Source organism: Streptomyces daliensis, assembly GCF_054782395.1.
Genome location: NZ_BAAGSO010000051.1, coordinates 74762 through 94231, shown reverse-complemented (window position 1 = coordinate 94231; position 19470 = coordinate 74762). Strand labels below are relative to the sequence as shown.

At 71.2% G+C, this 19470-nt stretch carries 16 protein-coding genes; 8 read left to right on the top strand and 8 right to left on the bottom strand.

Features of this window, described 5'->3' with window-relative positions; genetic code table 11:
- Positions 1 to 143 precede the first annotated feature (143 nt).
- The gene (locus ACYVOO_RS10835; protein WP_461015437.1) at positions 144 to 677 is read right to left on the bottom strand and encodes a CGNR zinc finger domain-containing protein; all 534 of its coding nucleotides are present in this window, start codon (positions 675 to 677) and stop codon (positions 144 to 146) included.
- An 81-nt stretch (positions 678 to 758) separates the two neighbouring features.
- On the opposite strand from ACYVOO_RS10835, the gene ACYVOO_RS10830 reads away from it, so the two are divergent.
- The 3 genes from ACYVOO_RS10830 to ACYVOO_RS10820 are packed head-to-tail and all read left to right on the top strand — an operon-like array spanning position 759 to position 2565.
- Positions 759 to 1475: an AzlC family ABC transporter permease gene (locus ACYVOO_RS10830; RefSeq protein WP_461015436.1), complete on the top strand. Its 717-nt coding sequence runs from the start codon at positions 759 to 761 to the stop codon at positions 1473 to 1475.
- A gap of 8 nt (positions 1476 to 1483) precedes the next feature.
- On the top strand, positions 1484 to 1807 hold the full coding sequence (locus tag ACYVOO_RS10825) for an AzlD domain-containing protein (RefSeq protein ID WP_461015435.1): 324 nt from the start codon (positions 1484 to 1486) through the stop codon (positions 1805 to 1807).
- Positions 1808 to 1821: 14 nt separating this feature from the next.
- On the top strand, positions 1822 to 2565 hold the full coding sequence (locus tag ACYVOO_RS10820; RefSeq protein ID WP_461015434.1) for an RraA family protein: 744 nt from the start codon (positions 1822 to 1824) through the stop codon (positions 2563 to 2565).
- A 53-nt stretch (positions 2566 to 2618) separates the two neighbouring features.
- On the opposite strand, the gene ACYVOO_RS10815 is transcribed toward ACYVOO_RS10820, so the two are convergent.
- The 4 genes from ACYVOO_RS10815 to ACYVOO_RS10800 all read right to left on the bottom strand — a co-directional run bounded on the left by ACYVOO_RS10815 (position 2619) and on the right by ACYVOO_RS10800 (position 7180).
- Positions 2619 to 2747, bottom strand: a complete 129-nt coding sequence (locus ACYVOO_RS10815; protein WP_461015433.1) for a hypothetical protein — start codon at positions 2745 to 2747, stop codon at positions 2619 to 2621.
- Positions 2744 to 4624 carry a S9 family peptidase gene (locus ACYVOO_RS10810; protein WP_461015432.1) on the bottom strand — a complete coding sequence of 627 codons (1881 nt, stop codon included), beginning with the start codon at positions 4622 to 4624 and terminating at the stop codon, positions 2744 to 2746. The genes ACYVOO_RS10815 and ACYVOO_RS10810 overlap by 4 nt, the downstream gene beginning before the upstream one ends.
- A gap of 1 nt (position 4625) precedes the next feature.
- Positions 4626 to 5729, bottom strand: a complete 1104-nt coding sequence (locus tag ACYVOO_RS10805) for a hypothetical protein (RefSeq protein WP_461015431.1) — start codon at positions 5727 to 5729, stop codon at positions 4626 to 4628.
- Positions 5730 to 6106: 377 nt separating this feature from the next.
- Positions 6107 to 7180, bottom strand: a complete 1074-nt coding sequence (locus ACYVOO_RS10800) for a hypothetical protein (RefSeq protein ID WP_461015430.1) — start codon at positions 7178 to 7180, stop codon at positions 6107 to 6109.
- A 356-nt stretch (positions 7181 to 7536) separates the two neighbouring features.
- On the opposite strand from ACYVOO_RS10800, the gene ACYVOO_RS10795 reads away from it, so the two are divergent.
- Positions 7537 to 8040 (top strand): NUDIX domain-containing protein, encoded by a 504-nt coding sequence (locus ACYVOO_RS10795; protein WP_461015429.1) that lies wholly within the window; start codon positions 7537 to 7539, stop codon positions 8038 to 8040.
- Positions 8041 to 8074: 34 nt separating this feature from the next.
- Here ACYVOO_RS10795 and ACYVOO_RS10790 read toward each other — a convergent pair whose 3' ends face one another.
- Positions 8075 to 10270 (bottom strand): WhiB family transcriptional regulator, encoded by a 2196-nt coding sequence (locus tag ACYVOO_RS10790; protein WP_461015428.1) that lies wholly within the window; start codon positions 10268 to 10270, stop codon positions 8075 to 8077.
- A 387-nt stretch (positions 10271 to 10657) separates the two neighbouring features.
- Between ACYVOO_RS10790 and ACYVOO_RS10785 the strand changes: the two genes are divergently transcribed.
- The 4 genes from ACYVOO_RS10785 (at position 10658) to ACYVOO_RS10770 (ending at position 16540) form a co-directional block, all read left to right on the top strand.
- Complete coding sequence (locus ACYVOO_RS10785) at positions 10658 to 11410, top strand: GntR family transcriptional regulator (RefSeq protein WP_461015427.1); 753 nt, start codon at positions 10658 to 10660, stop codon at positions 11408 to 11410.
- Positions 11411 to 11550: 140 nt separating this feature from the next.
- Entirely contained in the window at positions 11551 to 11757 is a 207-nt protein-coding gene (locus tag ACYVOO_RS10780) for an SPOR domain-containing protein (protein WP_461015426.1), read from the top strand.
- Between the two features lie 111 nt (positions 11758 to 11868).
- Positions 11869 to 14403: a SpoIIE family protein phosphatase gene (locus ACYVOO_RS10775; protein WP_461015425.1), complete on the top strand. Its 2535-nt coding sequence runs from the start codon at positions 11869 to 11871 to the stop codon at positions 14401 to 14403.
- 322 nt (positions 14404 to 14725) lie between these two features.
- The gene (locus ACYVOO_RS10770) at positions 14726 to 16540 is read left to right on the top strand and encodes a SpoIIE family protein phosphatase (protein ID WP_461015424.1); all 1815 of its coding nucleotides are present in this window, start codon (positions 14726 to 14728) and stop codon (positions 16538 to 16540) included.
- Between the two features lie 47 nt (positions 16541 to 16587).
- Here the strand turns inward: ACYVOO_RS10770 and ACYVOO_RS10765 are convergent, their stop codons facing one another.
- On the bottom strand, positions 16588 to 17433 hold the full coding sequence (locus ACYVOO_RS10765) for a succinate dehydrogenase/fumarate reductase iron-sulfur subunit (protein ID WP_461015423.1): 846 nt from the start codon (positions 17431 to 17433) through the stop codon (positions 16588 to 16590).
- Positions 17430 to 19412: a fumarate reductase/succinate dehydrogenase flavoprotein subunit gene (locus tag ACYVOO_RS10760; RefSeq protein ID WP_461015422.1), complete on the bottom strand. Its 1983-nt coding sequence runs from the start codon at positions 19410 to 19412 to the stop codon at positions 17430 to 17432. The genes ACYVOO_RS10765 and ACYVOO_RS10760 overlap by 4 nt, the downstream gene beginning before the upstream one ends.
- Between the last annotated feature and the right edge of the window lie 58 nt (positions 19413 to 19470).

Here is a 19470-nt window from a genome sequence, read left to right as displayed (position 1 = left end):
AAGGGTGCACGGCGGGTTCGGGCCGGGGGTCGCTGGAAAAGGAGCCGCACAGCGGAAACCTCGCCAGCGGCCTACCGGAACTACGCCATTGCGGCGGCAGAGGACGCGACTTCCGGCTGCGAGGTCCTGAGCGGCCCGGACCCTCATGATCCGGGACGTGCGTCCAGCTTCCGCCGCGCCCTGTGCGCCGCCGCGCTCGCGCGGTTGCCGCAGATCTGGGGGCTGCAATAGCGGCGGGACTGGTTGCGGGAGACGTCGACGAAGACCTCTTCGCAGCGGTTGCCGTCGCAGACGTGCAGGCGGCTCATCCCCGTCGTGGTGATGACGCCGAGGAGGCCCATGGCGGCGTTCACCGCGTACTGGTCGACGGGCGGGGCCTCCGGGTCCGTGACGTGGAGGTGCCATTCGCCGTCGTGGTTGGTGAAGTGCGGCAGCGCTCCGTGCGCGGCCAGGACGCGGTTGAGGAGGGCGACGGCGGTCTCCTCGTCGGGGGCGCCGAAGACCTCCCGCAGTGCCGTCCGCAGCGTACGGGCCTTCTCCAGCTCCTTGCCCGAGGGCACATCCGTGATCCGGATTCCATGTGTGACGAGCAGTTCGGCCAGTGTGGCCGAATCCGGCAACTTCTCTTTCCCGCGGACCACGTTGTACGTGTTCACCAGGTCCTCAGCCCATGTCACCGGATCCTCGGAGTAACTAGTAAATCGCATCATGGCTCCGTACTATCTGTCGCAATGGACCGGCTCAGGAACGGAGGGTCGATGGACTCCCAAGAGGCATTACCCGCTTCCGCCACCACTTCTGAAGAGTATTACTCCCCGGCCGGCTTCAAAGAGGAGTGGCTGCGCGGACTGCGGATGGCGGTCCCGCTGGCCATCGCCGTGTTCGGGTTCGCCGTGTCCTTCGGTGTGGTGGCGCGGGCCGCCGACATGGGGATCATGGCGCCCATCGCGATGTCCCTGACGACGTTCGCCGGGTCGGCCCAGTTCGCCGCCGCGTCCGTCGTGGGCACGGGTGGCGGCATCGCCGCGGCCATCGTGGCCGCCGTGCTGCTCAACTCCCGCTATCTGCCGATCGGGATCAGTGTCGCCCCGGCGATGACGGGCAACGCGCTCAAGCGGTTCTTCTCCGCGCAGCTCGTGGTGGACGAGTCCTGGGCCGTCGGACATCTGGGTGGTGGCCGCTACTCGCGCGGCAGGCTGCTGGGCGCGGGCGTGGTGGTGTACTGCGCCTGGGTCGGCGGTACGGCCGTCGGCGTGCTGGGGGCGCAGTACCTCGGGGACCCGCTGCGCTTCGGGCTCGACGTGGTGTCGCCCGTCCTCTTCCTGGCCCTGCTCAAGGCGCAGATCACCGACCGCCGCGCGCTGGTGTGCGCGATCCTCGGCGTCGCCGTCGCGCTGTCGCTCACGCCGGTCGCCTCACCGGGCGTGCCGTTGATCGCGTCCACCGTCGTCTGCCTGCTGGGGCTGAGGAAGTGATGAGCGGAATGAGCGGAATGCTGAGCGGAGTATGGCTCGCGGTGCTCCTCGTGGGTGCCGTGTCGATGGCACTGAAGGCCACCGGACCCGTGCTGCTGGGCGGACAGGAGCTGCCGGACAGCATGCGGCGGGTCGTCGCCCTGATGGCACCGACACTGCTGGCGGCACTGATCTCCACCCAGATCTTCGCCAGCGGTCAGGCGTTGACGGTCGACGCGCGCGTGGTGGGCCTGGCCGTCGGCGCGTTCGGAGTCTGGCGCAACTGGCCCACCCTGCTCGTAGTGTTCCTGGGCGCGGCGGCAGCCGCCGTGACCCGGCTGATCGCGGGATGAGCGGAGTCTTGACGATGACGATGAGCGTGGATCAGGTCGACGGGCAGATGTGGCCCACGGCGGCACTGTGGGACGCGGGCATCCGGCTGGGGCACCGGCTCACCCTGCCGCCGTTGCCCCTGCGCCCCGCCGCGCCGGGCATGAGGCTCACCGGTCCGGTGCGCCGGATCCGGCACACCGAGGGCGTCGCCTCGATCCTGGCGGGACTGGACGAGGCACGCGAGGGTGACGTGCTGTTCATCGACAACGAGGCGCGCACGGACGAGGCGTGCGTCGGCGACCTCGTCGCGATCGAGGCGCGCCTGGCCGGAATGGCGGGCCTGGTGGTGTGGGGCTGCCACCGTGACACCGACGAACTGGCCGTCATCAGACTGCCGGTGTTCAGCCTGGGGCCGTGCCCGTCGTCGCCCGCCCCGCGCCCGCTCCCGGAGGCCGACGACGGTACGGACGCGGACGCGGATGCGGATGCGGATGCCGGTACCGACGCGGCCTCGGAACCGCCCTTTCCGTTCGAGACGGGCGACGTCGCGGTCGGCGACTCCGACGGCCTGGTCCTCGTCCCCGCGAAGGTCCACGCGGAGGTCGTAGAGGTCGCCCGGAGCATCGTCGCGGCCGAACAGCGGCAGGCCGAGAAGGCGCTCGGCGGAGTGGGCCTGCGCGAGCAGCTCCGCTGGGCGGAGTTCAGGGAGCGGCGGCGCGAAGACCCGTCGTACACCTTCCGCGCGCACATGGCCCGGGTGGGCGGGGCCCTGGAGTAGGCCCCGGAACGAGAACCGGACCTGCCCCTGCCTGCCCGTTCGACGAGCCCCGGTCAGGCCAGGACGTGCCGTCGCAGCAGCAGGTCGCGGAGCCGTCGCGGGCGGTGCACGACGGTCTCGTCCCCGCGGGCGTCCCCCGGGGCGCACCGACAGGTCACGGTCACGGTCCCGGTCGTGCTCATGACTGCCTCCGTACGGCGTCGAGATGCGTGCGCGTGAACTGAAGCTGACGGCGGAACACCGCGACCCGCTCCGCCACGTCCGTCACGCTGTGCCCCATCTCCATGGTGTGGAACGCGACGGGCACACCGCGCGCTTCGAGGCGCTCGGCGTAGGCGCGGGCCTGGTCGACGGGGCAGCGCGCGTCGTTGACGCCAGCGCAGATGAGGACCGGCGCGCGAACGGCGTCCGCGTACGTGGCGGGCGAGGCGTCGCGGTAGCGCTCGGGAACCTCCTCCGGCGTGCCGCCGAAGAGGCTCCGGTCGAGCGCCTTGATGTCGTCCATGGCCTGCTCGTGCGCCGCGGCGCAGTCGGCGACGGGGGCACCGGCCAGCCCGAGGGCCCAGTCGCCGGGCCGGGTGCCGAGCCCGAGCAGCGTCAGATAGCCGCCCCAGGACCAGCCCGCCAGCACGAGGCGCGCGGGGTCGACGATCCCCTGCCCGACGGCCCAGTCCCGTACCGCCGTGACGTCCTCCAGCTCGGTGTGACCGACCCGGCGCCGCAGGGCCTCCGTCCACGCCCGCCCGTAGCCCGTCGAGCCGCGGTAGTTGACGCGTATGACGGCGAACCCCTCGTCCGTCCAGGCCGCGACCTCAGGATCGAAGGCGTCGCGGTCGTGTTCGTCGGGCCCGCCGTGCAGCAGGAAGACGGCGGGATGCGGCTTCGCACCCGCGTTCGTACCCGCGTTCGTGCCCGCCTTCGCACCCGCGCGGGGCAGGCTCAGCAGGGCGTGGACGCGGCCGCCCGGCCCGTCGACCCACATGTCGTCGGCGAGCCCGGTGCGCGGCGCGCTGGCGGTGGCGGTGGCGGGGAACCGGGGGTCGCTGTCGAGGGCCCGGAAGACGGGCGGGTGCGCGGAGTCGGACCACTGGAACCACACCTCGCCGCCAGGCCGGGTGCGGGCGTGCTCGATGGTGCCGTCGGGGATCTTCAGCCGGGTCAGCTCGCGCGCCGCCAGGTCGTAGCGGAAGGCTTCCGAGCGGGCCTGGTGGTCGTGCACGACGAGCAGGGACGCGGCGTCCTGCGACCACTCGACGGAGGTCTCGCCCGGCAGCTCCAGGTCGAGGCCGACGCGCTCGCCGGTGCGCGGATCGTGGATGACGGGCTCCCAGCGGTCCTCGCGCGGCTCCAGGACCAGCAGCCGGTTGTCGCCGGGGACGGGGGAGAAGCCGACGGCCTCGCCTTCGAATTCGGCGACGTCACGGCCTTCCGTCGTCAGGACGCGCACGCCCGGATCCCACAGGTCGCCGCGCTCGCTGTGCGCGATGACGGCGAGGGAGAGGTCGCGGGAGAGGTCGACGGCGTACGCGGGCTCGTCGTGCCGGTAGAGGCGCCGGGCCACGCCGCTGTGCAGGACGAGGGAGACGTCGGTGCCGTGCTCGGTGGAGTGGCCGAGCAGGTTGTGGCCGCGGAGGCCGAGAGCGAGCCCCGCGGGCCAGTACGGGTCCAGGTCCCGTACGGCGGGTTCGTCGGGGCCGCCGGAGAACGGCTGCCGCATCCACTGGCCGCGTTCGTCGCCGTCGGTGTCGGCGAACCACCACACGGCCTCGCCGGACGCCTCGATGGCGCAGTGCTGGGCGCCGGAGGGGCGCTCCGTGACCTGCCGCAAGGTGCCCGCCGCGCGGTCCCAGCAGTAGACCTGGGCGTTTCCGGAGCGGTCGCTGACGAACACGCAGCGCTCCGGGGAACTCTTGGCCCAGGCGGGGAGGGTGTGGCGCGGGGCGCGGAAGCGCCGCTCCCACAGCGGGGTGGCCGGGCGCTTCTCCGAGACCGTCTCCGGGGTCGTAGCCGGGGCTTTCGTGGGGGCGCCTGCGGTATCCGTCGAGTCCGGGGCGGTCATGTCAGTGGCAGCCGCAGTTGGCCGCGGTGACGCGGTTCATCCGGCGGCGGGGCTGCTGGCCTGCGGGGGCCGTGCCCGCTCCGGCCAGGGGGGCGGTGCCGCCGAGCCCGGTGAGGGAGCTGGTGGCGCAGTCCAGGACGAGCTGGAACGCGGTGCGCGGCAGCTCGCCGAGCACCAGGTGGACGGAGACCGCGGCCCTGCCCGTACTGGCGGCGTTGGACTCCGAGTTGAAGGGAAGCTGCGGGGCGGCCGGGTTGAGGCCGAATTCGAGCCCGGTGACCTCGGCGTGGCCCCGGTCGTCGGCGAAGAGCCGCGCCAGGGCTGTGGCCGCGGTCGCGGTGCCCGGCTCGGTCGCCTTCATGTCGGTCACCGTGCCGTCCTCGACGGTGAGCACGAGCGGGTAGTGCGAGAGCCCGGTGAGCTTCTCGAACAGCTCCTGGCAGGCGGCCGGGCGGGGCTCGCGGGCGCGGACGACGGGCCAGCCCTTCACCGCGATCTGACCGGTGACGGGGACGGCGGTGCTGCCAGTGCCGTCCGTGCCGCCGGCACCGTCGCCCGTCAGGTCAAGACCCCGCAGACCGGCGGGCGCGCTCCGCACGGTGCCGGGCCGGAAGGCGCCGGTGCCGGTACGGGACCGGACCGGTGCGGTGAAGGCCATTTTGGCCACCGACTCGGTCAGTGCCTCCTCCAGGACCAGGCCGCCGGAGGTCGCGATGGCGTCGCCGAGCGCGGCGTCGGCCAGGCCGAGCGCTTCGGGGTCGGTCTTCTCCAGCGACGTGAGGAGGGTGCCCAGTTGGTCGAGGGCGAGGGGGCCGGTGCCCGCGCGCAGGGCGGCTACGGTGCGGCGCGGGCCCACCTCGGAGTCGGGAGCCGTCAGCAGCCGGTCGTCCTGGGCCACGATGAGGACGTCGCTGTCCTGCGGAACGTCGGAGCGCAGTACGTCGGTCAGGGTCCGGCCCGGCTCGGCCGTGACGGTGTCCCATGCGCCGTAGCGGCTCGGGGACTCGATCCGGACGTGGTCGCGGAACCGCTGCTCCAGAACGAGTGCGAATCGGTTATGGCCTGCCGGATACTGGCGATAGGCCCCTGGACGGACGACAATCACTGTGACACTCCCAGATCGTTGTGCCGGTGTGTCGGCGAGGCGGGCCGAGCTACCATCTCGGCCCGCCTCACTTACGGGGCACCAGGCGCGATGCCTCTCGAGCGATTCGCGCGTGGTGGTCTGCTACTCGGCTCAGCCAAGCAGCGTGCCGAGGTAGTTGCTGTTCTTACGGACCTTGATGGTCTTCTTCATGGCGCACACCCCCCAACTGATGCTCGATCCGACGGGCGGCGGGCCTTGGAAAACGGCCCGGATACCGGCTCAGCCAAGCAGCGTGCCGAGGTAGTTGCTGTTCTTGCGCACCTTGATGGTCTTCTTCATGGCCGACACCTCCTTCCGTGATGGAATTCGCGCTCGCGGGATGCGCTCATGGCCGGTCAGGCAACAGCGGCCATACGAACGCTGGGAGCGCCGCCTTTGTCGCCCAGGACGACTTCACCGCTTTCCGTGTAGACGGTGGTGTCGGGCGAGATAATGTCGAGGTGGTATTGGGTGAACGGCGTGAGGCCCAGTCCCCAGTGGAGACAGCCGCGTTCGCCTCCGTACACCTCGTTCATGGCGTGGTTGCCCGGAAGGATGTCCAGGCTGGTATTGAGGGCGTGTCCGATCTCCCAGACCAGTGTGTACCGGGAATCGATTTCGAACATCGCCTCGAAGACCTTGGCGACCTCGGTGCCCTCCTTCCGGAAGGGACGCAGTGAGGTGATCGTTCCCTTTGCGACATCGCAGACCATCGCCTCGTGTTCCAGGCCCGCGAGTTTGCCGGAGAGGCGGGCCTGGTCCTTGCGGATGAACGAGGGGGTGCCGCTGTGCAGGATGGGGAAGCCGCGGAAGGCGATGCTGCCTTCGAGCGGAAGGTGCAGCTTCTCGTCGAACTCGACGATCTGCATCGGCAGCACGCTGATCTCCCCGGAGGGAACGATCTGCTGCTCGCCCCATTCGAGGGGCCCGGCCTGCTGGTTCCAGATCAGGCCGTCGGCGAGGTGGTCGAGTACGGCGCGCGTCCCGTGCCGCTCGTCCACGTAGACGAGGTGGTCCGTGGACTCGGCCAGCTCGAAGAAGCGGTCACTGAACTCGCCCTGCTCCTTGGCGGAGGTGTTCTCGATGACGCCGATGAAGTGGCGGATGATGCCGAGATCGGCGGGTGTCGAGTTGCAGGCCATCCCCATCAGTTTGCGATTCTGGCCGAGGGCTTCTTCCGAGGGTGATTCAAAGAATCGGTACGGTGAGATGACCAAGGAATGCGACCGCTGCGGAATGGTTCCGTCGGCGAGCATGGCCTCGAAGTCATCGCCCTTGCCAATGAAGATCGTCCGGTATTCGGAGTACGGGGCCTCCTTGACGATCTCCAGCTCGTTCTCCAGTTCGCGATTCGTAATCAGGCAGAAGATACTTCCCTCCGCCGGACCGAACTGACTGTATCGAGCAGGATTAATCTTGATCGTCGGCATAACCAGCCTTCCTCTCATCGATCACCAGTCGCTCGACCCAGGGCACAGCAAACAGGAAACCGGACGAGGCGCGCAACAAGGCTTTGGAACTACGGCTGGAATCAGGAGAGGGGTGGATATCAGGAAGGGGGAAGTGGAAGGATAAAGTCCATGTATTCACCGTGCGGTTATCACGCAATTTCTCGTGATCATGCTTTGTCAAGTGCGCGTATTTCACATGGATGAAACAGGCTGGCCGGTACTGTTTCTGGCCATGATCCGAATCGGTTCATGGTCGAGTTTTCACGCAAATCGGGCGCCTCGCACGCGTGGGGGCGTCCGTCCGACGATGTGTCCGACGCGACGAGGGGAACACCGTGGCCCAGCAGGCCGACCACCGTCAGCAGGCCCTTCCACCGGCGGCCAGTTCGATGACGCTGCTGGCCGCGGCCGTCATCGTGCACGACGAGGCCGCGGACCGCGTGCTCCTCCTCCAGCGCGGCGAACACGCCAAGTTCGCGCCGGGGCTGTGGGACCTGCCCACCGGCAAGAGCGAACCCGGCGAGCCCGTCACGGCGACCGCGGTGCGCGAGTTGTACGAGGAGACAGGGGTCACCGTGGCGCCCGAGTCGCTTCGGGTCGCGCATCTCGTCCACGGCGCGTGGGGCGTCGAGGCGCCCAACGGCTTCCTGGTCGTCGTCTTCGCCACCCGCGCATGGACCGGCGAGCCCCACAACCGCGAGCCCCGCAAGCACTCCCGGGTCAGCTGGACCGGAACCGGCGTCCTCCCGGACGCCATGGTGCCGAGCACGGACAGCGCCCTTCGCGCGTATCTGCGCTGTGGACCGGAGGCGGAGGTGACGACGCGCGGCTGGCGCTGAGGAGGGCGTCCCGTACGCCCTCGTGCGGCGGGCCTCACGGCCGCCCGCCCCGCTCCTCGTGCTCGGCCGCCCACCGCTCCGCCGCCCGCAGCAGCCGTTGCACGGTCCTGCTGCTGCACCCGAGCGCCGAGGCGATCGTCGCGTTGCTCGCCCCCGCGCGACGGAGCCGGAGCGCGGTGGCCGCGTCCTCGGGCAGCTCGTCAGGGGGCGGCGGAGCCTTGCAGTCCAGCCTGTCAGCGAGGGCACCGCGCTCGGCGGGCCCGAGGCCGCCGTACCAGCCCGAGCGGGCCTCCGGATCCTCGGTCCGCAGGGCCAGCGCGAGGCAGGGGAGGCGGGAGGGGCACCGCGCGCACAGCGCGGTGACGGCGTCGTCGGGGTGGAAGAGGTCGGGGCTCCGGCCGCGGCACGCCGCGTCCGTGATCCGTGGTGGTGTGGTGCCGCCGACCATGTCCCGCACAGCGGGGTAACGGTCGTACGGAATCGGGATGGCTGACCGCCGCACGAGCTGGACCGAGCGGCCGAGGTCGTGCAGCGCGTTCCCCAGCAGCTCGGCGGGGCTCTGCGGCGCCGCGACGAGCGAGGGGCCCTCGCCCGCCGGGGGAAAGGCGCGCCGGAGTTCGGCGTCCTTGGCGAGGACGAAGCGGCCGTCGGGCCTCTGCTTCAGTTGTCCGTCCTCCTCGACCATGCGGGTGCGCCGGCCCGCCGCGAAGTCCACGAGCGCCTGCCTCATCTGGTGGATGCCGTGCGGTGTCGCGCGCATCCGGTCGATGACCTCGCCGGGGTGACGGCGGTCCGGCTGGTCGTTGTTCTTGCTGCCCCGGTCGCCGGACAACTGCCCCTGCACGACGAGGGGGTAGGCGCTGCGCGCCGCGAGTTCCCTGGTCGCGGGGCCAGGATCCGCCCGCGCGACCTCGGCGAGCGCGGCGGCCGACAGCTCCTCCGCGTCGCGGAAGGTGGCCTCCCACGGCTTGGCGAGTTCGTTGGAGAACGCCGTCTTGAGGTACTTGCGCGTCCTCTCCCGGCGCCGCGCGTCCTCCTCGGGCACGGACCGCATGACGAGGGACCCGGCGAGGTCGAGGAGGAGCTTGGTGGTGATGTTCTTCCGGGTGCTCTGGCTGGTGATGGCCACCCGCACGGCCTGGTGGACCTCGGGCTTCCGCTCGGTGAACAGCCGCAGGACGGCCGCGGCGCGGGCGGTGCTGTCCGGGGGGAGGCCGTGGCTCTCCGCCTGTTCCGGGGTGAGCGCGCCCGCGATCCACTCGGCGTAGACGGAGGTGATCAGATCGCGGCGCGCGATCTCGTTCACCACCGCGTCGGCGAGCGCCTCGTGCTCCGCCGCCTCCCCCCAGGGCTTCGGGGCGTCGACGTGCCGCAGGGCGACGAGTGACCTGACCGCCACGTCGAAGTCGGTGACCGTCGACGGATGCGGCTCGAAGCCGACGAGCAGCAGCGCGGGAAGCGTCTCGCACCGCATCGCCTCGGCGTCGTCGGGCTCCACCTGATCGGCTTCCCCGGCCTGTTCGAGCAGCCCGCTGAGATGGCGGAGCCGGGCGCGCAGCTTGGCGGTGTCGCGCGTGTAGGGGACGTCGGCCGATCTGACGCCGAGGATGTCGTGGGCGCACGTCAGCCTGCTGGACCCCTCGGCGGTCACGGGGACGGTCACGTCCGGCGTGCCGTCGCCGTGCCGGAACGTCGTCGCCGCGAGCCAGACCTCGGTCATGATGCCCTGGTTCCTGATCGACGCGCGCCAGTCGTTCTTCTCCAGCACACAGGCCCGCGCCTGCTGCGCTGCCCACACCAGATGCTCCTGGCTGTCGATCTCCTGGACCAGCCCCGGCCGCCTGTCCCGGCAGGCCCTCGGCTCGGGTAACGGGCGCAGGCGGTTCTGCTCGCTCAGGCCGACGACGTCGGAGACCGGATGCCTGCGCGAGGGCCCGATGCGGGGGTTGCGGGGGTCGGGCATCACATGGCGCGCCCACACGTGGGTGCGCAGCGCCAGCACCACCCCGCCGGGGACCGGGAGCCGTTCGGGGATCTCGGCCGCCTTGCGTGCGGCGGCCGGATCGACGGCGGCCTGCGCGAAGGCGAACGCGGCCTCCTCCTCCATGGCGAACTGCGCGACCAGCTTGCCCGCGAGGTTCTTGACCGCCGTCGCGAGGGCCGGGGTCGGCAGCTCGCCCACGGGGCGCGGCAGCACCCGCTCACCGACGGCTGGAATGGTCTCCGTCACAGCGCTTCCGTTCTCTCTGTCCCTCGGGCCACCGGACGCTAGCACCGGGGGTGACACAAGCCCCGTGAGCGCCGAATTTCCCACGGATCACAGGAATTGGGTGCGGATACGGACGTCTCTGCGCTACTCTCCGCCGCCCCGTGGGCGACGGTGCTGATGCGTGGACGCGCGTCACGGCTCGGCCCGCCGCCCTTCCCGGCCGCCCCGAAAAACCGTTTCGTCTGGGGAGTGTGAGGCTCCGGCGACCGCCCTGTGTGCGCCCTGAGCAGCAACTCATCACATCGGGTGAAACTTTGGCCGTTTGTTGCGGTCAACAACCGTGTGTTGCCAAGCTGTTGCGCACTGTCAACCATGTGCACGATTCAGGTGGGAACGGGGAGGGCGCACGTGCCTTTCGGTGAGCAGCCCGCGTATCTGCGTGTCGCCGGAGACCTGCGGCAGAAAATCGTCGACGGTGATCTCCCGCCGCACACCCGCCTCCCCTCCCAGGCCCGCATCCGTGAGGAGTACGGCGTCTCGGACACCGTCGCGCTGGAGGCGCGCAAGGTGCTCATGGCCGAGGGGCTGGTCGAGGGGCGTTCCGGTTCGGGGACGTATGTGCGCGAGCTGCCGGCCCCGCGCCGCGTCTCCCGTACGGGCTATCGCGCCATCGGCGACTCCACGCCGTTCCGTCAGGAGCACTCCGACGAGCGGGTGAAGGGCACCTGGGAGTCGCGCAGCGAGCAGGAGGACGCCGCGCCCGCGACGGCGGACCGGCTGCGCATCGAGCCGGGGGAGCGGGTGATGCGCACCCGCTATCTGTTCCGGGTCGAGGGCGAGCCCGCGATGCTGTCGACGTCCTGGGAGCCCCTGGCGATCACGGGCCGCACCCCCGTGATGCTGCCCGAGGAGGGCCCGCTCGGCGGGAAGGGCGTGGTCGAGCGGATGGCGGCCATCGATGTGATCGTGGACAACGTCGTGGAGGAGGTCGGCGCGCGCCCCGGCCTCGCGGAGGAGACGGTGGAGCTGGGCGGGGTGCCGGGGCACGCGGTCATGGTCATCACGCGGACGTTCTTCGCGGGCGGCCGTCCCGTCGAGACGGCGGACGTGGTCATTCCGGCGGACCGTTTCAGAGTCGCGTACCACCTTCCGGTGAAGTGAGTGAGCCGGAGCCGCCTATGGCCTCCCGTGAACCCCCTGACCTGCGGCTGACGGTTCCGGTGCGAACGTCTGGCCGAAATCGCTGCCCCATTGTGCAAAGACGAATGCGCTGAGTGAAGGTCGGGCGTAAGCTCCGGCATATGCGAAGTGTGAGCGGCGACAGCGGCACCGTGCTGCCCTGGCACGTCATACGCCAGGACGGCAACGGCAACAGCTACCGCGTCGGCACCTACGCCACCCGCAGCGAAGCGCAGCAGGTCGCCGAGCGTCTCGGGAAGAACGGGGACGGCGGCGCTGACAGCTATCTGGTGGAGCGTATGGACCGCGGGAGCGGTGGCCGCGGCTGATCGCGTGCAGAATCGGGTATACGGGCTGTAAGTCCATCTTGACCGGAATGTTCCTGCGGCATGGCTGGGACGTCCCGGTGAGACCGTTACCCGATCAGGGACGTGGGCGGCGTGAGCACAGGACCCTCCGAGGACACCGGGGACACCGGCCGTCCCGGGAGTCGGCGTGCGCCGTCGCAGACACCGTCGCAGAGTCCCGCGCCCGCGGAGCCCGCCGGCGAGCGGGCGGCTTCCCCGCTCCTGGACACCCTCCGCGTCGGCATCGTCATGCTCGACGGCGAGGGCCGCATCCTGCTGTGGAGCCCCATGACGGAGGAGATCCTCGGCTGGACGGCCAACCAGCTCGTGGGTCGCCCCATCCAGGAGTACATCGAGGACGGCGACGTCAGCCTCCGCGTCCGCCGCACCCTCCGGCACGAGCACCACTGGCGCGGCATCCTGCACATCCGGCACGCCGAGGGCCACACCGTCGAGGTCGAGGGCCGCGCCTCCGCGCTCCACGACACGGACCGGAACCCCTTCGTCCTCGCCAACATCGTCGAGACCAGCAGGCTGCGCGCCGTCGAGCACGATCTCGCCGCGCTCGACGCGCTCTTCGCCTCCTCCCCCCTGGGCATCGCCCTCTTCGACGGGGACAAGCGCTTCGTCCGCGTCAATGAGGCGCTGACCCGCCTCAACCACTCCACGCCCGAGGAGCACCTGGGCAAGACCGTCCACGAGGTGCTGCCCGCCGCGATGGCCGAGGAGATCTCGCAGGTTCAGTCCGTCGTCCTGGAGACGGGCCGCTCGGTCGTGGACATGGTGATGCCCTCGCCCGACGGCGCGGGTGCGCGCTCCGTCTCGTACAGCAGGCTCACCGACCACAACGGCGAGGTGCTCGGCGTGAGCTGCACCGTCATGGACATCACCGAGCGCAAGGAGGCGTTGGAGAAGATCGAGGCCGCGCGTCAGCGGCTGGCGCTGCTCGACGACGTGGGCGTCGCGCTCGGCGATCTGCTCGACGTCCGGGCCATCTCGCAGGCCCTCGCCTCCGCGCTCGTGCCCCGCTTCGCCGACTACTCCGGCGTCCAGCTCCTGAGCGCCGTGGCCCACGGCGGGGAGCTCCCCGACTCGGGCCCCCTCGCCGGGACGCCGCTGCTCCAGCTCGGGGTGGCCGCGCGCTATGACGGGCCCGCCGTCGAGCGCATGCTGCGCGTCGGCCAGGACATCGCCTTCCAGCCCGGCTCCTTCTTCGGGCAGGCCCTCCTCACCGGCACGCCCCACCTGGCCGCCTCTCAGGAGGAGCTGCTGGCCGCCACGTATCCGGGGGACCCCAAGGTGCAGGCCGCGCTGGACCTGGGCATCCACTCCCTCATGGCCGTGCCGCTGCGCGCCCGCGGCATCGTGCTCGGCCTGCTCGTCATCAGCCGCGCGGGCCAGCGCGAGCCCTTCGACCGCGACGACCTCGCGCTCACCATGGAGCTGGCCGACCGTGCGGGCACCTCCCTGGACAACGCGCGCCTGTACGCGCGCGAGCGCGAGGGCGCCCTCATGCTCCAGCGCAGCCTGCTGCCCCAGCGGGTGCCCGAGCCGCCCGGCGTGCGCGTGGCCTACCGCTACGTCCCCGGCAGCAGCGGTACCGAGGTCGGCGGCGACTGGTTCGACGTCATCCCGCTCGCCGGAGGCCGCGTCGCCCTCGTCGTCGGCGACGTGATGGGCCACGGGCTGCGCGCGGCGGCCACCATGGGACGGCTGCGTACGGCGGTCCGCACGCTCGCGGGCCTCGACCTGCCGCCCGACGAACTCGTCCGCCGCGTCAACGACCTGGCCGACGACATCGCCCAGGACCCCGACGACCCCCTCATCGCCACCTGCGTCTACGCCGTCTACGACCCCTCCACCCGCCGCTGCACCCTCTGCAAGGCGGGCCACGTGCCGCCGCTGCTGCTCGTGCCCGACGCGGAGGGCGGCTGGGAGGCCCACGTCATGGAGCTGCCCTCGGGCGCGCCGATCGGGGTCGGCGGCGTGGACTTCGAGTCCGTCGAGACCGAGCTGGACGAGGGCTGCGTGCTCGTCCTCTACACCGACGGCCTCATCGAGAACCGCGACGAGGACATCACCGAGGGCCTCGACCGCCTCCGCGCCAAGCTCACCTGCGGGCCAGGGGACCACGCGGGGGAGCGGCCCCGCCTGGAGGACGCCTGCGAGGCGCTGATCGCCGACTTCGCGCAGCGCGAGGGCGCGGGCTCCGCCGACGACGTGGCCCTGCTCATGGCGAAGCTCGGCGGCCTCCCCGAAGGGAGCGCAGCGTCCTGGACGTTTCCGGCGGAGAGCTACGCGGTACGCAGGGCGCGCGAGGTCGTACGGGAGACGCTGCGCGAGTGGGGTCTCGAAGCGCTGGAGGACACGGCGGTGCTGCTGGTGAGCGAGCTGGTCACCAACTCGGCGCGCTACGCGCACGGTCCGATCGGCGTGCGGATGGTACGCGGCACCTCGCTCCTGGTGGAGGTCTCCGATCCGCTGCCCGACCCGCCGAGGGAGCGGGCCGCGACGGAGGAGGACGAGGGCGGCAGGGGGATCCAGCTCGTCGCGCGCGAGGCGCGGAGGTGGGGGACGCGGCACGGGGCGATGGGCAAGACGGTCTGGTGCGAACTCGCCCTGCCCTGAGCCCTTGCCGTGAGGCACTGTCCCGAGTCCCGCCCAGACCCCTGCCCTGAGCCTCGCCCTGAGCCCTGCCCTGACCGAAGGGCTGAGGTCACACGGGGAGGGAGGTTCGGGCGGGCTTCTCCGGGTTAGGAGAGAGGGGGCGGCCCCTGTGGGACGACAGACGGCCGAGCACAGAGCGGCAAGCACAGAGGTGTGAGTCCGCACGGATTCTGTCTCTTCCGACAGAAAATCGTGCAGCGATCGGGAAGAGCGTGTTCCGTATGGTGTTTGCCTGCGACACTGCTCTGACCGGGGCACACACTGGTCACGGGAAGGGGAGGCGTTGAGCGATATCCCAGTGGAGGCGGCGGGCAAGCCCGACGACGTTCGTCGCGCGCTCGCGCTCCTCAACGCGGCGGGTGCCCGCATCGGTAATTCGCTCGACCTGGAGACCACGGCACGCGAACTGCTCGACGTGGCCGTCCCCCAGTTCTGCGATCTCGCGTCCGTCGACCTCTACCAAGAGGTCCTCGCGGGCGACGAACCGCGCCCCGTGGGACCCGCCGACGGCAGCGGCGAACTGCGCCGTGTGGCCTTCGCGAGCGCCGTGTCCGACGCGCCCCTGCCGCTCTCAGGACACCGCGCGGGCGGGGACAAGGGCAGCGAGTCCGACGGCACGAGCCCCGTCACCGTCGGGTCCAGCCACTGCTACGCCATCCACTCCGCCTGCGCCACCGCCCTGCGCACAGCCCGCGTCCAGCACATCCCGGGCCAGGACGGCACCGTGCCGGCGCAGTTCGGCACCATCGTCCAGTCGACGCTGGCCGTTCCGATGGTGGCGCGCGACCGCGTGCTCGGGCTCGTGCAGTTCTCCCGTACGAAGGGGAGCGAGCCCTTCGGCGAGCGGGACGCCGCGCTCGCGGCCGAACTCGCGGCCCGCGCCGCCGTCTGCATCGACAACGCGCGCCTCTACCGCAGGGAGCACGAGCGCGCGCTGATCCTCCAGCGCAGCCTGCTGCCACCGGGCGACCCGGAGGCGGCCGGGCTGGACATCGCCTGCCGCTATCTGCCGGGCAACCCGGCCACCGAGGTCGGCGGCGACTGGTTCGACGTCATCGAACTGCCCGGCCACCGCACCGCCATCGTCGTCGGCGACGTCATGGGGCGCGGACTGCGCGCGGCCGTCGCGATGGGCGAACTGCGCACGGCGGTACGGACGTTGGCGCTCACCGACATGGAACCCGCCGAAGTGCTGGGCGCGCTGGACGAGATCGCGCGCGGACTCGGCGGCACCCCGCGCTCCCAGCGGGGCGGGCGCGGCAGCACCGACCTCTCCGAGGTCTACCTCGCCACGTGCATCTACGCCGTCTACGACCCCGTCTCGCGCCGCTGCACCTTCGCCAACGCGGGCCACCTGCCGCCCATCCTCGTCGAGCCGGACGAGCCCGCGCTGCTGCTGGAGGTCCCCAAGGGGGTGCCGCTGGGTGTCGGCGGGGAGCCGTTCGAGGAGATCGAGGTCGAGCTGCCCGACGGGGCGATGCTCGCCCTCTACACCGACGGCCTCGTCGAGTCCCGCGACCACCCGCTGGACGAGGGCTTGGACGCCTTCCGCGCGCTGCTCACCGACGCCACGGAACCGCTGGAGAACGTCTCGGACCGGGTGCTCACCACACTCAACGTGCACCACGGCGAGGACGACATCGCCCTGCTGATGGCGCGGGTGCACGGCCTGCCCGAGGAGTCCGTCGGCGACTGGAGCCTGCCGTCAGAGCCGCGCTCCGTGGCCCGCGCCAGGGAGCTGGCCCGCGAGCAGCTCGCCGCCTGGGACCTCAGCGATCTGGCGGACACGACGGAGCTGCTGGTGAGCGAGCTGGTCACCAACGCGCTGCGGCACGGCGAGGGCGAGATCCGGCTGCGGCTGCTGCTCGACCGCACGCTCGTGTGCGAGGTCTGGGACGCCGGTCTCGTCCAGCCCAGGCGCCGCAGGGCCCACGACACGGACGAGGGCGGGCGCGGCCTCCAGCTCGTCGGGCTGCTCAGCTCAGGGTGGGGGAGCAGGCGTACGCCGCGCGGCAAGGCGGTGTGGTTCGAGCTGTCGCGCCCCGACGGGGAGACGAAGGTGACCGACCCCGCCGAGGCCCTGCTCAGCCTGTTCTGACGCCGCTGTACGGCCGGTGGCCGGCGGCCCCGTGGGCTACGTCTGGGCTACGTCGTCCGGCGGCGGATCTTGTTGCCCAGCCAGACCAGCGGGTCGTACTTGCGGTCGGCGGCCCGCTCCTTCAGCGGGATGAGCGCGTTGTCGGTGATGCGGATGCCCTCGGGGCACACCTCCGTACAGCACTTGGTGATGTTGCAGTAGCCGAGTCCGTGCTCCTCCTGGGCCGCGCTCTTGCGGTCCAGGCCCTCGTCCTCCGCCGCGTCGAGAGGGTGCATGTCCAGCTCGGCGACCCGCATCAGGAAGCGCGGGCCCGCGAAGGGGCGCTTGTTCTCCTCGTGGTCCCGCACCACGTGGCATGTGTCCTGGCACAGGAAGCACTCGATGCACTTGCGGAACTCCTGCGAGCGCCCCACGTCCTCCTGCCGCATCCGGTACTCACCGGGCCCCAGCCCCTCCGGGGGCACGAAGGCGGGGACCTCGCGGGCCTTGGCGTAGTTGTAGCCGACGTCGGTCACCAGGTCCCGGACCACGGGGAAGGCGCGCAGCGGGGTGACGGTGATCGTGTCCGTACGAGAGAAGACGGACATCCGGGTCATGCACAGCAGCCTCGGCCGCCCGTTGATCTCGGCGCTGCACGAGCCGCACTTGCCCGCCTTGCAGTTCCAGCGCACCGCCAGATCGGGGGCCTGGGTGGCCTGGATCCTGTGGATGATGTCGAGGACGACCTCGCCCTCGTTCACCTCGACGGTGAAGTCCGTCAGCTCGCCGCCCTCGATGTCGCCGCGCCAGACGCGGAAGTGCGCGTCGTACGCGGTGCCGGTGCCGGTGCCGGTGCTGCTGCCGGTGGCCGGGGGATCGTCCGTTGCCTCGGGTGCTGTCTCGGGTGCGCTCACTCGGTCGTCAGCTCCTCGTCCGTCAGGTACTTGATCAGCTCCTCCTTCTCGAAGAGCTCCAGCAGATCGGCCCGTATCGGCGGCATCTCCCGCCTGCGCAGGCTGATCCGCCCGCCGGCGCCGCCCGGCGCCCCCGGCTCCCCGGTCTCCTCGGCGAGCGTGCACACGAGGTTGGCGCGCCGCCACTCGCGGTCCATGTCCGGGTAGTCGTCGCGGGTGTGGCCGCCGCGGGACTCCGTACGGTTCAGCGCGGCGCGTGCCACGCACTCGCTGACCAGCAGCATGTTGCGCAGGTCGATCGCCAGGTGCCAGCCCGGGTTGAACTGCCGGTGCCCCTCGACACCGGCGCGCCGCGCCCGTACGCCCAGGGCCGCCAGCCGCTCCAGGGCCTGGGCCATCTCCTCCTCGCGGCGGATGATGCCGACCAGGTCGTTCATGGACTGCTGGAGTTCCTGGTGGATGGTGTAAGGATTCTCCGCCGGTGCGGCGGGCGCTGCGGGCGCGGATGCCGCCCGCTCCGTGGGGGCGCCCGCGGGCTCCTCCTCGGCGCTGAAGGGGCGCAGGGCCTCGGCCGCCGCAGCGTCGATCTGCTCGTCGCTGATCCCCGGCCGGTCGGCGCCCTGGAGCGTGGCCGCGTACTGGGCCGCGTGCAGCCCCGCCCGGCGGCCGAACACGAGCAGGTCGGAGAGCGAGTTGCCGCCGAGCCTGTTGGAGCCGTGCATGCCGCCCGCGACCTCGCCCGCCGCGTACAGCCCCGGCACCCCGGCGGCTGCTGCCGTGTCCGGGTCGACGTCGACGCCGCCCATCACGTAGTGGCAGGTCGGGCCGACCTCCATCGGTTCGGCGGTGATGTCCACGTCGGCCAGCTCCTTGAACTGGTGGTGCATGGACGGCAGCCGCCGCTTGATGACCTCGGCCGGCATCCGCGTCGAGACGTCGAGGAAGACCCCGCCGTGCGGTGAGCCCCGGCCCGCCTTGACCTCCGAGTTGATGGCGCGGGCCACCTCGTCGCGGGGGAGCAGTTCGGGCGGGCGGCGGTTGCGGTCCGGGTCCTCGTACCAGCCGTCGCCCTCCGCCTCGGACTCGGCGTACTTCTCCTTGAAGACGTCGGGCACGTAGTCGAACATGAACCGCTTGCCCTCGGAGTTGCGCAGCACCCCGCCGTCGCCACGCACGGACTCGGTGACGAGGATGCCCTTCACCGACGGCGGCCAGACCATGCCCGTCGGGTGGAACTGCACGAACTCCATGTTGATGAGCGAGGCGCCCGCGAGCAGGGCCAGCGCGTGCCCGTCGCCCGTGTACTCCCAGGAGTTGGACGTCACCTTGAACGACTTGCCGATGCCGCCCGTGGCCAGCACCACGGAGGGGGCCTCGATGACGAAGAACCTGCCGCTCTCGCGCTCGTAGCAGAACACCCCGGCGACCCGGCCCGCGCCGTCCTTGAGTACGCGGGTGACGGTGCATTCCTGGAAGACCTTCAGCCGCGCCTCGTAGTCGCCGCTCTCCTTGAAGTCCTCCTGCTGGAGGGCGACGGTCTTCTGCTGGAGCGTGCGGATCAGTTCCAGTCCGGTGCGGTCGCCGACGTGCGCGAGGCGCGGGTACTCGTGGCCGCCGAAGTTGCGCTGGGAGATGCGCCCGTCGGCCGTACGGTCGAAGAGCGCGCCCCAGGTCTCCAGCTCCCACACCCGGTCCGGCGCCTCCTTGGCGTGCAGTTCCGCCATGCGCCAGTGGTTGAGGAACTTGCCGCCGCGCATGGTGTCGCGGAAGTGGACCTGCCAGTTGTCGCCCTCGTTGACGTTGCCCATGCTGGCGGCGATGCCGCCCTCCGCCATCACGGTGTGGGCCTTGCCGAAGAGGGACTTGCAGATCACGGCGGTGCGCAGTCCCTGTTCCCGTGCCTCGATCGCCGCGCGCAGCCCGGCGCCGCCCGCGCCGACGATGACGACGTCCCACTGCTGGCGTTCGACTTGCGTCATGTCTCGTGCATCCCTCTCGGATCTTTCACGGTGTCGCGGTCTTGTTCGCGTGGGGCGT

Coding starts and splice junctions, on each gene's coding strand:
- ACYVOO_RS10830 (WP_461015436.1), top strand. CDS start 759: ATGGACTCCCAAGAGGCATTACCCGCTTCCGCCACCACTTCTGAAGAG.
- ACYVOO_RS10825 (WP_461015435.1), top strand. CDS start 1,484: ATGAGCGGAATGCTGAGCGGAGTATGGCTCGCGGTGCTCCTCGTGGGT.
- ACYVOO_RS10820 (WP_461015434.1), top strand. CDS start 1,822: ATGACGATGAGCGTGGATCAGGTCGACGGGCAGATGTGGCCCACGGCG.
- ACYVOO_RS10815 (WP_461015433.1), bottom strand. CDS start 2,747: ATGAGCACGACCGGGACCGTGACCGTGACCTGTCGGTGCGCCCCGGGG.
- ACYVOO_RS10810 (WP_461015432.1), bottom strand. CDS start 4,624: ATGACCGCCCCGGACTCGACGGATACCGCAGGCGCCCCCACGAAAGCC.
- ACYVOO_RS10800 (WP_461015430.1), bottom strand. CDS start 7,180: ATGCCGACGATCAAGATTAATCCTGCTCGATACAGTCAGTTCGGTCCG.
- ACYVOO_RS10780 (WP_461015426.1), top strand. CDS start 11,551: ATGCGAAGTGTGAGCGGCGACAGCGGCACCGTGCTGCCCTGGCACGTC.
- ACYVOO_RS10760 (WP_461015422.1), bottom strand. CDS start 19,412: ATGACGCAAGTCGAACGCCAGCAGTGGGACGTCGTCATCGTCGGCGCG.